Genomic DNA, 12380 nt, shown 5'->3' with positions numbered 1-12380 from the left:
TGCAAATAAAAAATCCATTATTTCTTCTCCTCTGGCGCAGGCAGCATCGCATAGGCCGTAGCCCAGCACTTAAGTATCTGACCGTCCACGAAATACACACTTTTGCGATCGTTATCGTACCCTGCTGCAAGCACGTTATCGCCAATCTTCTGAATTATTGTGTTGAAGTTGTAATCATTTACAGTGTCAGGAGGCACATCACTGGGATTAACAGCCAGCTCTTTGAACGTAGTCTCGTACGACCTACTGTCTGCGTCGAGACTGTGCGGCAGGCCGAGCTTACGCATCGCCAAGCGCCTCTGCACCTCCGCCATCAGCCACTCGAGCATGATACCAGACTGTACCCCATCAGGGTGACCTCTCAAGAACTCTTGCTTCTCAAGCCCTATCCCCTTAGCCGCGAGGAGGACAAGATTACAAGCCCGCTGCTTAAACACCTCATCTAACTCAGCGTATTCTTCCGTAGTGAAGTGGTTGTTGCGAATGTTGTCAAGGCCGTTAGTATCCATCACTCTTCCTCCTCTGGCAAACTCAGCGCTGCAAACGCTGTAGCCCAGCACTTAAGCACCTGCATATCAGGGAAGAACCCCGGGTTACTCTCTTTTATCTTAACACCAATATCTCGTACACGCCTCTCGAAGTCAGCCTGCGATATGTTGGCGCCATCATCCTCTTCGTTGTTAGTCGTGGCATACACAGCCAACCCTTTGAACGAAGTGGTGTACTCTCCCTCTTTTTTGAACGGTATATCAAGCCTGCGCAAAACTATGCGTCTCTCAGCCTCTGCCATCAACCATTCAACAAAGATCTCAGGGCTCAGCCCTTGCGTATGGTCTTTGAGATAGTGTTCAGCAGGTATGCCTGCATGTTCAGCAGCGAACAGAACTAGCTCACAGGCACTGCGCCTAAACTCGGCTGTTAAGTCCTTAACATCCTCATCCGTAAGGTGCCAAGGTTTGGTTTTCCTAGCTCTGCTCATGTGCCACTCTCATCATTTCCCGGCTTAATACCCATCTGACCCCGCAGGTAGTCCACCATCCACACTCTCAGCAGCACGGGCGCATAATCATTCTGCGCTACACTATGATAGTACTTCTCTATAGCCTGCTCCATGATGTGCTTAGGTGTCCACTTCGATGTGCTGTAATGCGACCCGTACATACCCTTGAGCGTAGCAGCCGAGTAGAGGCTCTGCACAGCATCCTCACTCTCTCGAGTGTTGAGAATACCCAGCAGGTGTCGGCTAATAGCTTCTGTCTTGACAAGTGCTAGCAGTGAGTGTGGAGAAGTGCTCTTCGTATTCCTGTTGATCATAGGCTTCACATCGTACTCTTCCATAGAATGCCCGTCACTTTCTGAAGCTTTAAGCTCTCTATACACGGGTGCCCACTCAGTGGGCTTGGTATCAGCCGCCAAGGGTGTGCTGTCTTCAATGCCAATGTAATCCTCCACGAGTTCCAGAAGACTCAAACCTATCTTTAACCGTGCAGAGTGACGCTCTGCCTTGGTCGCATAAGTTACTCTCTCCAGTGGATTAGGCATTCTGTGGCTCCGCTTCTCACCAATGTGTCCTATCGCCGGGCGCATCTCGCCCCGAACTTTCAAGCCTAGCGATTTTTCGAGCCGCGTCAAATCCCGGCTCATGGTGTGGATACGTATGTATGGTGTGTAGTGGGTGAGACAGGAGGGGAATAAAGGAAATACAGGTAGCCAGAAGGGAGCAAACGCGCGTACGCACCCGCGCAGGTTAAAGGCGCTGAAGATTGGTAGATTTTGAGGGAAATAATCCTCGTGGTTTTTAGGGAAATCGTGTCAAGTTTTGAGATATGGTGTTACACTGTGGTGTACATTGCGATATTTTTTTGTTTTGTTGTGCACCAATAGGTAGGGTCAAGTGGGAAATTAGCGGTAAAGGTGTGTAAAGTTTAGGGGTTTACAACACTTATGGGTATACACTTTATGGTAGTTTGCCACCAAATGGTTGGGCTCTATAGTTTCAGGATTGCTACTATGTCACACTGCAGTGTAACACCTATCGCGGTTGACACCAAAAAACGCGATATTTTTTTATGTTTAATATCAGTGTGTTGGAGGACGAAAAATCCAAATATCGCGAATATCGCGGTTTTTAAAGTGAGGGTGGGAATTTTTCAAAAAAGTGGGTGTTGACGCTCATGTCAACTTGACACTCAAAAAACGAAAAACTAGAGCAGCTCACTTTTTGGAGGGGATTTTTGCGATAACGCGATTTTTTTTATATATTATTCTTTTATTCCTATTGGTTAATATGTCTATTTTTCTTGGTTTTCTGGGGCTTTGGAGTGTCAAGTGTCAAGAGTTTAAGAAATATCGCGTTAGTATATTAATCCTATGGTCACTTTACAAATGTGGTTCACTTTGCGATAAACGGGAGAATTCCGCCATCGGCCACTTAACATTGACTATCGCATAACGTGTATAAGGGGGGTGAATTTTACAACCAAAACACATTATACTCACGTACACCATAATATAACACACAACATCCTATGACCACATATACGCCCCTCTAGGTGTACGTATTCGACCTATGACCCCCCGACGTATGGTCGAGCGTAGCGAGAAACAAAAAAGAGAAACCAGAGATCCTAAGACCTCCAGTTCCTCTCAAGCTGTGTCCATTAGAGTTTACAGGCGGAGTAAAGTTCCAGCGCAATGCCGAACGCTTTCATCCCGTTTAACCTGATGCATCTTGATAATGCGGCGTTCCTTGTTGCTCAATGGTCTACCGGCAGCGTGTTTGTTTAGTGCCTTAGTCAGTTCATTGATGCGGGCGATATGTTCTCTCATTTGATAACCTCATGTGTTGTGTTGAGACAAAAAGAAAGGGGAGCCGAAGCTCCCCTCCCGTTCACTTGCGCTCTAGTTCAAGCTCTAGCTGCTCAAGCTCTTTATCGCTTGGGCCTTTAAGCTGGTTCAAGTGACGCTCTGTTGCCAGAAGTCTCTCATTACCGTGTACTCTCATTGTCTGGTCTACTGGCGTACCCATAAAATAGTACGCTTGTCCGCCCAGTGTTCCACGGGTTCTGACTTTAACCGTCATAGTGATATACCTCATATGTTGTGTGATTTAAGAGACAAGAAAGGGGAGAGCTTGCGCTCTCCCCTCAAACTGTTGTGGACCTTAGCAGGTGCTAGAGGTTGATTGCGTCTTTCGGCGCACTCTTGGCAACTTTGTCAACCTCAGCAAACGCAATGTTGCCGAACCTGAAGCTAAACTTGATATCCATGTCATCGGATACCAGCTTCGCCTTGCGGAGACCAGTCTCAGCTTGTGCTTGAAACTGCTCTCGTGCGGCCTTAGCAACCTTGTTGGCTTCCACCATTGCGGCGTAACCAGTAGCCAGTTCACCTTTGAACGAGGCAGGGTTGACGTTAGTCCATTCGAGTTTCTCTTTATCAGCCATGTGGCTTCTCCTAGTGGAGACTTGTTTACATGTTGTCAAAGAGCCCCAACGTCTCCAGTGTTGGAGCGTCTCGGCCACTGCTCTCTTGCAGCGACAAATACATAGTAGCAATTCTGACACTTTTGTCAAATTCATCAATGATTTCAAGGGGTGGGGGGTAAATCGCTCACGTCTGCGCGGGCGTGGGAGGGGGGTACATGGACTGGCGATCGATGACCCTCCCCTATTGTAGTAACCCTCTCACACCAAAACCAAAATTTTACCAATATGAATTTATTCCTACGTTTATCGTTACTGACTTGACACACCTGACAAGCCGCGCTATATGCACCGGGTCGAGCGGTCGATACTCACCAGCAATGACCTAGCTACGCAGGGATAAGGAACTAGAGACGCCAGGGCACCACTCTTGAACGGTGGCAGCTCAACACTATTTCCCCCTGATACCCTAGCAGCTCTTTGAGGTAATCCCCGCTTGACACTCGAATTTGAAAAGCCTATAACAACCACGGTTGTTATGGAGCCGGGGCGATCCCCTCTATAATGATCTCTTTTGAACGCTCGCTCTTCTGGTTTTTTACTCCTCCCTGTACCAGAAGGTCGCCTTCCCAACTTGCCCTCGGCCCCAAGCCGGGGGCTTTTTTATTGCGCACACACCCGCGCGTGTGTTACTCCCCTTTTATGGATATAGCAGGTGAAATCCTCGGATCGACCACAAAGTGGACCGACCGTTTCGCGTTTGAAGTAGCCTTACGTGTGGAGGGTAGCGGTGAACCGCTACAGGATATCCTCGACAAACACGGCTTCACCCGGCGCGATCTCAAGAAATTTAATAAGGACCCGGTGTTCGTCCGGCGCGTAGAGGCGTATAGCGATGACATTCGGGAGAACGGTATTACGTTCAAGATGAAGGCTAAGGCGCAGGCGGAGGAACTCCTCACTACGTCTTGGACCCTCATACACGCTGATTCTACATCCCCTGCAGTTAAGGCCGACTTGATCAAGTCCACTGTTAAGTGGGCGGGACTTGAGGTTAAGCCGGAGGCAGACTCTGGCGCTAGTATCGCTGGGGGTGGGGTGACTATAACTATTGACATGGGTGGTAAGACAGATGCACCGCTGCCCATGGTGGATATTACACCAGACAACACAACACAGATCGGAGATATAGATGGGTAAGAAAGAAGAAGGTAATGGCGGGGCTGGCCCCGGCGGGTCGGGCTTTATCGAAAACGAGGAGCATGAGATCCCCAGCGAAGTTATGGCGTTGTTGGAGGATGTCGGGATCTCTCCGGATTCGCAAGGGCAGTACTCAACACCTGAGAACGTGTTGCAGGCTATTATGTTCACCAAGGAGAATATTATAGCTCCTATACAACAGTCGCACGCTGAGATGTGTCATCGCGAGAAACTCGTCGAGGACGGTGTGATTGAGGGGGATGAGCCGTGTTCATGCTATGTGTGTCACACGGTGCTCATGTCGCAGGTTCTCGAGAGTTTTATGGCCTGTGTAGGGAATCAGGCGTATCAGGAGATAATTAGGCGAGCTGTGGAGGTAGCCAGTCATGACGGTGTTAAGCACTAAACTCGAGGAAGGGTGGGTATGTCCGCTGTGTGATTCGGTCATCTCACCTACTGTGGACGAGTGCGTGGTGTGTAACGGGACGGAAGAGCAGTTGCAGGGTGCCATGATGGAGCACGTTATCAGTGATCCATACGAGAGCAATCAGTTGCCGCTCACTAATCCGTTTATCTTGGCGGAGCCAACAACTCTTATAAATTCTCCGTTGCCGAAATACTGGGTTACTAGAGAGACGGGGGTTGTCCCCAGCACGTATATTCAGACAGTAGGTACAAGCGCGACAAGCCCAGAGTATGATATCACTACACAGCTCTCACTGTTTGATACTTCAGATGGCGCTTAAGGCTACGTTTTCGTTCGATAAGGCGAGGGATTGCGTTAGGGTTGAGAAGCAGCTTGCCCTTAACGGTGTGTCGTGGAAAACATCTATTAAGAGAACTAAGCATCGGCGGAAGGTCGTGCTGCAGTATGTGATAAAGGTGGTGACTGATGGCACTTAATGTGTATTACAAGCCGTCTAAGACCGTGAAAGACTTCATGATGGACGATTCCAAGATGAGGGTGCTCATGGGTCCAGTTGGCTCGGGGAAGTCTGTCGGTAGTTGCTTCGAGATTATTCGGAGGGCTAGCGAGCAGGCGCCTAATGCCCTAGGTATACGGAAAACGAGGGCCGCTGTGGTGCGTGAGACGGCCCGGCAGCTTGCTGATACCACCATCAAGACGTTTCTCGACTGGTTCCCGCCGGGAGTTTGTGGGCGGTACATGCGTACGACGAAGACGTATTTCTTCAAGATGGCGGATGTTGAGTGTGAGGTTATGTTTCGGGCGTTGGATGATGCGGATGACGTGGCTAACCTGAACTCTCTTGAGCTTACGTTCGCGTGGTTCAACGAGTGTAGGGATATTCACCCGGACATCATTGATGCCATGTCTAAACGTGTTGGGCGGTTTCCGTCTAAAAAAGACACAGGTCCCACGTGGTTCGGGATGTGGGGGGATACTAACCCCCCTACTATGGACACGTGGTGGTACTACCAGATGGAGCACCTGAATCCCGAGGACGGGGTGTCTGAGAATGACAATGGGTGGTCTGTTTACAAACAACCTAGTGGCCGGGGGGTCTCTGCTGAAAACATAGAGAACTTGCCAGAAGGTTATTATGACACACAAGGTAGAAGCGATGAGTACATACGCGTCTATATCGATGGCGAGTATGGGCTATCCAGTGCCGGTATGCCGGTTTATAAGTATTTTCGACCAGACTACCATATGGCTAAAGAACCTGTTTCACCAATCCACAATGGAGTTCGCCCTATTGTTATAGGGATGGACCTTGGGCTTACGCCCGCTGCAGTGTTGGGACAACAGGACCCTCGAGGCCGTGCACTTATCCTCGATGAGTGCGTGAGTAGGGATATGGGGGCACAGCGGTTTATTCGCACAATGCTCAAACCGCTACTATACGAGCGGTTCTCCGGTATGCCTGTCATTGTGGTCGTTGACCCCGCTGGCGTACAGCGGGCACAGACTGATGAGCGCAGTGTGGTGGATATCATTAAAGCTGAGGGATTGCGGGTTATGCCTGCGAGAACCAACAAGGTGTCGTCACGTGTGAACGCGGTGGATGACTTCCTCATGCGGCAGGTAGATGGTGATCCAGCGTTTCTGTTGGACCCACGGTGTCGTGCGCTTAAAGCTGCGATGATGGGGGGTTATAGGTACAAGCAGAAGCAGGCGGGGGTGATCGACAAGAATGACCACTCACACATTGCTGAAGCTCTGCAGTATCTAATGCTCCATATCTCAGCCGTGGCGGATGGCTATGGCGTTCCTGTGCGACGGGAGGTTACGCAAGTTTCGGCTGCAGGGTGGACGTAATGGATTTCAAGGTGGGGGATATGGTTGAGAAAACCTCAGGGTATAAATGGCCGGGGGTAGTTGTGTCGGTGTTCCACACGTTACATGGCACTCCTCGGTATGTGGTCGAGTGCACAATCCCTGAAGTGGCAGGAGCGCTCCATATTTATTCAGCAAGCCAGATACATAAAACTAAATAATAGGACTTGCGTCCCAGAATCATAACGGTTAAGAAACGATTGTGCTATTCCTCCAAGTAGCATACTCCATGTGTTGTCAAGCCCCCGGCGGTAGTCCATCCCGCTGGGGGTTTTCTTTTTAGTGTGTATCTGTATCATTGACAGGCATACTCGGGACTGTTAGACGGATCATACCTCTAATGGAGAACACGTTGAGATGTCTCAATACAACGACACTATTTCGGCGGTTAAAGCCGTAGCAGTGACGACTGCTGATACTGATTTAGCTACATCATACCGGGCTTTGTACCATGGCGGCGCCAGCGCCGCAGATATCGTGGTGTATATGGCAGGGGATAAGACGGACACTGCGATTACTTTTAAGAACGTGCCGTCGGGTGCGCTCCTCCCAATCCAAGTACGGCAAGTACGTACAGCCACTACGGCAACCGACATTGTCGGCTTGATCTAAAGGTGCCTAATGAGCCTGGATATATCCCTAGCCATTAACACTTTGAAGAATACGGTAGCAGGCTCTGGCCTCGCTGCAGGTGCTTCAACGTCCGCAATCCTAAACTCTCTCCAGACCGAGACTGATGGCTTTGTTATTAATATGGCGCAAGGTAACTCTGGCGTCATCCGCGCGGTGGACAGCACTGACACTAACACTCTCACCGTCCAAGAGCTAACCCAATCGCTTCTGGATATCCTCGATTACGCCAGCCCTTCAATTAAAATGGTAACGGGGCCGGATGGAAACTTGCGCTATGCGGCGCATAACATTCACCACTACTCAGAGAATATGTCCACTAGTTACTGGACAAAAAATGCTTCCACAGCAACTGCTGGTGAGGTTACAGCTACAGGTTCAGGTGCTTACATTAGAGCTGATGCCCAAACCTTTTTGGTTCCTGGTCCACAGATGTACGAGTTTGAAGGTAAGGCTGGTGCCAACGATGGAGCACTAGCTGTTTGCTTGTTGTCAGGTTTTGATGTTTCAGCTGACGGTACATCAGAGTTCGATCTGTTGAACGGCACTGTTTATACTGAACACGCAAATCACACTTGCACCATTGATGCTGTTGAAGATGGGTATTTTAGATGTCGAATTTTCTTTACTACTACTACCGATCTCACTGGAACCAATCGCATCAGTGTACGTACCGCCGCAGATGGTGTGAGCGGTGATGGCGACAGTTTATTTTTGAGAAGGTTTGCCGCCAGAAGTTTACCATGTGATTACACTTATTTGAAAGTGGAAGGAACCACTCCCCGTTACGCTATTCCACAGACGCACAGCCCTGTAATCTATGACACCAGTTCCACGGCCATCTCCATTGGCTTGGGCATCCACACGTTCACGACCGCGACCAGCGCCAAGTTTACCCCCGGCCAGAACATCAAAGCTTGGGTGGATGATGACAACTGGATGAGCGGCACCGTCATTGTGCAGAACGGCACCACGTTGATGATCACTGCCGATCACATCAAAGGATCTGGCGAACACTCTTCATGGCATCTCAGCAAGATCATTGGCGCGCTGATCGAGCCAGCGGCGACGAACATCTGTCTGCAATCTCAAGATTACAGCGCAACTTGGTCCATTGGCGGATCTGCGGATGTAACAAACGATCAGGCGGCTGCCCCTGATGGCACCACCACTGCGGCGGTAATCGCTGATGATAATGGCGGGGGCACTGGCGAAGTCACCATGTTGCAAAACGTGACGGTGGCAACTTCTACACAATACACATATTCGTTTTATGTGAAGCAGAAGCAGTCAACTTGGATTGGCTTAACCCTCGCGGGTTTCACTACGCCCACAACCACCACAGCGTACTTTGATCTTGCGAATGGAGTGCAAGGTTCTCAAGCAACCGCCACTGCTGCCGATGCAATCCGCATGGAAAAATGCCGTGATGATTGGTACCGTTGTTCAATCACCTTCACAACAGATGCGGCAGACACTACAGGCAGCGTTAGGGTCTATGTGGCTGATGGTGACGGCGATTTCACTGTTGATCGTGACGGAACATCCGACCTTTACATCTGGGGGGCTCAACTCGAAACTGGCTCCCGCCCCACTTCCTACATCCACACTGTAGGCTCAAGCGTCACGCGGGCGAGGGACGATATCGGCAAAGATCTGGCGGAATTGCCGTTTGCGGATGCTGCGCCGGGAACCTTTGTTTTTGCTGGAGAGGTCGAAGATGCCAGCCGCACCCAGTACACATGGACCATGAATGATAGCTCCCATGACAACCGGTACACTCAGTTCTTTTCGTCCGGCAACATAAACAATTACATCGCTGATGGGGGCGCGGCCCAGCACAACGCCAGCGTCGGCGCAGGCAGGGATGGTGCAAACTTCAAGGCGTCTCTTGCCTGGGATACTAACGACGCTCAAGGGTGTTTGAACGGAGTTTTGAACACTCAGGACACTAGTGTGGTTCTGCCCTCCGGCCTTAATATCCTTGAGCTAGGACAGTGGGGCGCTGGCGGTGCCAGCAACCAAATGTCTGGCGTCATGTCCTATTGTAAGTTCTTGACCAGAAGGGTTCCAAACGCCGGATTGCAGACCGATACAGAGGTTTCCTACTCCGGCCTCGAAGGCGCATCGACTCTCAAGCTTGCCAATTCCCTACGCGAAGAAACAGATGTGGCTGTGTGGAACTGGAAGCAAATGCGGGTCCACATCAAGGACACGTCCACACCAGGCAACAACAAAAACACGGTCGCGATCACTGATGAGATTGTGGACTATGCCAGCCCAAGCGTGAAGCGCGTCACGGGGCCAGATCGGTTGCTGAAGTATGCGGCGCAGAACGTAATCCAATATTCAGAGGATTTGTCGAACGCCTATTGGACAAAAAACGCTTTCGCAAGCACTGCACAAAATGCTGTGACGAGACCTGATGGGACGCTCACAGGCCAAAGGATTTCTCTATCGGCTCTCGCGGCGGGGCAACAACGGTTCTTCAACAGTATGACAGTGCCTTCCGGTAGGGTGCGCGTTTATGTGGAGTTAAAGCTGTCTTCAGATAAGACGTGGGCATACATTCGATTGAACAACACCACAGCGGCTCATCATGTTTGGTACAATCTTCGGACGGGTGTTTTGGGCACGACCCAAGGCTCTGTTCATGTTGGAGATATCACCTCTCTTGGTGATGATTGGTATGGGTGTGAAATCGTCACTGATGGATCAGGAGCGGCGGGAAACTTGGTAGTTGGGGTGTCCGATAGCGACAACGTCACCACATCGACAAGTGTCGGGGGTGAGACGGTCGATATTGGTAAACTGATCGTTCAGCAGCACCCTGCGCAAGATATCTATCTCAAGACCACCACAGTAGCCCGCTACGCCATCCCCTGCGATCACGACGCAGCAACCTACACCACCAGCACCACAGCAGCCACACTTGCTCTTGGCACTCTGACGCTCACCACAGCGGACAGTGCGGAGTTCACGGCTGGCCAGGACATTTGCGGATCTGATCAATCGGACCCTCACGGCAAATACTGGACCGGCACCGTCACTAGCCACAGTGGCACAACGCTGGTGGTGAATGTCGATCACTTCGAGGGCAGCGGTTCTGTTTCGTCTTGGCACCTGATCAAAATTGAAGGTGTGTTGGTGGAGCCAGCGGCGACGAACCTTCAGCCTTACAGCCAAGAGTTCTCGAACGCGGTTTACACCAAGACTGTGACGGTAACCGATAACACTGACACCGCCCCGGATGGAACAACGACAGCCGACACAATTGAGGATGACAATGCGGCAGGGTTTGAAAACCTTGTTGATGCCAACACTATCCCTGACGATAGCTTGGATTACACGTTCTCAATTTTCGTCTTGAAAGACAGTGACGAAACGCGGTTCCCGGAACTAAGATTGGCCTTGCAAGGCGGGACATCACAGTACCGTTATTTCCAATTCAACACCGCAACAGGCGCAACATCGTCAACTGGTTCGGCGGGGACAAGCACTTATACCGTTGAGGATTATGGTCTCTATTGGCGCGTGATTGTAACCGTCACAAACAACAGCAGCGGCAACACTTCAGCGCTTTGGACATTGTACCCCGCAATTTCCATGTCTCTTGGTTCAGGCTCTAACTTAGCTGCCACAGGATCAATTATTATTTGGGGCGCACAGCTTGAGCAAAGCTCTGTTCCAACCAGTTACATTCACACCCCATCCACAGCTTCTGTCACCCGTGCGGCAGATGATTTGAGCCAGGCAACAAGTGAGTTCGCATTCAAAGATGGGCAAGCTGGCTCACACATTATGTCTGTAAATATCAGGGATGCCTCCAGTCAAGTACATGCAGTAAATTACAATGACGGCAGTGCTGCTAACCGTGTGCTTATGTACACATCATCATCATCTATTAGAGGGTACATGGATGCAGCGTCTGTCAATCAAGCTAATGCATCGGCAGGGGCACTATCCGACAATACAGATCATAAAATTGGTGTTGTGTGGGGGGCTGGCCGGTTAATTGCGGCAAGAGATGAAAACTTAAGCGCAGAAGATACTTCTGTAACGCTCTTAAGCGGGGTGACAGGTGTCAATTTTGGTGCGAGTGAAGCTCACGTTGCCCAAATAAATGGGCACGTTAAATATGACGTGTATCGCCCTCGTGACTTATCAAACGCAGACCTTCAATTGGAGACAACGTAATGCCTGAAATCATAAATATTGCCCTTCCTTGTTGGGCTCCATCTATCGCAACAGGCGAAGCGTTTCTTGAAGGGTGGGGTTTAGCTTCGACTGACGGGGGCGGTAACCGTGTTTACCATCGCGACCTACGCGGACTTGGCTCCGGCTATGCAGGGGATAAGGGGTGGATGATTCTACCTGATAAGTCTAGCGGTGTTAAATATGAAGATGTTGACGGAGAACAGGTAGCTGTTGGTTATAATTCCAATCTTCCCGGCGTCTATTGTAATCTGGAGGCTATCGATCGACGTTCACCTAGCGGCACGTATTCCCTTGCCAACACTCTTACACAAGTTATGGATGAAAACGGGCCTGTGCTCGATGATGACGGTAACCCAACTTGGTATGATCTATATGAGACAGTCCAAGATGTTGACGGTAACGATGTTCGCCAATTGAAAAATGTAGCGTATCGTACCCGTATCTATTGGATGGTCCTCGGTTCCGGCGGGGAATCTATCCCTACGAAAGGTTTCACTGGCGACCCAAAAGCACCTAAACATCTCGCTGCAAAAGATACAGATGGCAATGTTATTTTCCGTGTGTTCGATCCCGATGATGTAAACACACCAGCTAATACAACAGCTTAG

The 12380-nt window shown here is 50.2% G+C and carries 14 protein-coding genes; 8 read left to right on the top strand and 6 right to left on the bottom strand.

Annotated features, from left to right (window positions below; translation table 11 throughout):
* Positions 1-17: 17 nt before the first annotated feature.
* The 5 genes from Q0688_RS12835 to Q0688_RS12815 all read right to left on the bottom strand — a co-directional run bounded on the left by Q0688_RS12835 (position 18) and on the right by Q0688_RS12815 (position 3446).
* Positions 18-509, bottom strand: a complete 492-nt coding sequence (locus Q0688_RS12835) for a hypothetical protein (protein WP_299077151.1) — start codon at positions 507-509, stop codon at positions 18-20.
* On the bottom strand, positions 509-979 hold the full coding sequence (locus Q0688_RS12830) for a hypothetical protein (RefSeq protein ID WP_299077148.1): 471 nt from the start codon (positions 977-979) through the stop codon (positions 509-511). The genes Q0688_RS12835 and Q0688_RS12830 overlap by 1 nt, the downstream gene beginning before the upstream one ends.
* Complete coding sequence (locus Q0688_RS12825) at positions 976-1542, bottom strand: hypothetical protein (RefSeq protein ID WP_299077145.1); 567 nt, start codon at positions 1540-1542, stop codon at positions 976-978. The genes Q0688_RS12830 and Q0688_RS12825 overlap by 4 nt, the downstream gene beginning before the upstream one ends.
* A gap of 1348 nt (positions 1543-2890) precedes the next feature.
* Positions 2891-3082, bottom strand: coding sequence for a hypothetical protein (locus Q0688_RS12820; RefSeq protein WP_299077142.1), 192 nt, complete (start codon positions 3080-3082; stop codon positions 2891-2893).
* Between the two features lie 91 nt (positions 3083-3173).
* Positions 3174-3446: a hypothetical protein gene (locus Q0688_RS12815; RefSeq protein WP_299077139.1), complete on the bottom strand. Its 273-nt coding sequence runs from the start codon at positions 3444-3446 to the stop codon at positions 3174-3176.
* A 681-nt stretch (positions 3447-4127) separates the two neighbouring features.
* On the opposite strand from Q0688_RS12815, the gene Q0688_RS12810 reads away from it, so the two are divergent.
* The 6 genes from Q0688_RS12810 (at position 4128) to Q0688_RS12785 (ending at position 7536) form a co-directional block, all read left to right on the top strand.
* Complete coding sequence (locus Q0688_RS12810) at positions 4128-4625, top strand: hypothetical protein (protein ID WP_299077137.1); 498 nt, start codon at positions 4128-4130, stop codon at positions 4623-4625.
* The gene (locus Q0688_RS12805) at positions 4618-5031 is read left to right on the top strand and encodes a hypothetical protein (protein WP_299077134.1); all 414 of its coding nucleotides are present in this window, start codon (positions 4618-4620) and stop codon (positions 5029-5031) included. The genes Q0688_RS12810 and Q0688_RS12805 overlap by 8 nt, the downstream gene beginning before the upstream one ends.
* 67 nt (positions 5032-5098) lie before the next feature.
* Positions 5099-5371 (top strand): hypothetical protein, encoded by a 273-nt coding sequence (locus tag Q0688_RS12800; protein ID WP_299077131.1) that lies wholly within the window; start codon positions 5099-5101, stop codon positions 5369-5371.
* A 146-nt stretch (positions 5372-5517) separates the two neighbouring features.
* Positions 5518-6906, top strand: a complete 1389-nt coding sequence (locus Q0688_RS12795) for a phage terminase large subunit (protein ID WP_299077128.1) — start codon at positions 5518-5520, stop codon at positions 6904-6906.
* Complete coding sequence (locus Q0688_RS12790) at positions 6906-7085, top strand: hypothetical protein (RefSeq protein WP_299077125.1); 180 nt, start codon at positions 6906-6908, stop codon at positions 7083-7085. The genes Q0688_RS12795 and Q0688_RS12790 overlap by 1 nt, the downstream gene beginning before the upstream one ends.
* Positions 7086-7281: 196 nt before the next feature.
* Positions 7282-7536, top strand: a complete 255-nt coding sequence (locus tag Q0688_RS12785; RefSeq protein ID WP_299077122.1) for a hypothetical protein — start codon at positions 7282-7284, stop codon at positions 7534-7536.
* Between the two features lie 756 nt (positions 7537-8292).
* Here Q0688_RS12785 and Q0688_RS12780 read toward each other — a convergent pair.
* The gene (locus Q0688_RS12780; RefSeq protein WP_299077119.1) at positions 8293-8571 is read right to left on the bottom strand and encodes a hypothetical protein; all 279 of its coding nucleotides are present in this window, start codon (positions 8569-8571) and stop codon (positions 8293-8295) included.
* Positions 8572-8793: 222 nt separating this feature from the next.
* Between Q0688_RS12780 and Q0688_RS12775 the strand changes: the two genes are divergently transcribed.
* Positions 8794-11751: a hypothetical protein gene (locus tag Q0688_RS12775; protein WP_299077117.1), complete on the top strand. Its 2958-nt coding sequence runs from the start codon at positions 8794-8796 to the stop codon at positions 11749-11751.
* Positions 11751-12380 (top strand): hypothetical protein, encoded by a 630-nt coding sequence (locus tag Q0688_RS12770; RefSeq protein ID WP_299077114.1) that lies wholly within the window; start codon positions 11751-11753, stop codon positions 12378-12380. The genes Q0688_RS12775 and Q0688_RS12770 overlap by 1 nt, the downstream gene beginning before the upstream one ends.

Origin of the sequence: uncultured Paraglaciecola sp., from assembly GCF_937123705.1 — a bacterium.
In the GTDB taxonomy this organism is placed as follows: domain Bacteria; phylum Pseudomonadota; class Gammaproteobacteria; order Enterobacterales; family Alteromonadaceae; genus Paraglaciecola.
This window is presented reverse-complemented; position numbering and strand designations above follow the sequence as displayed.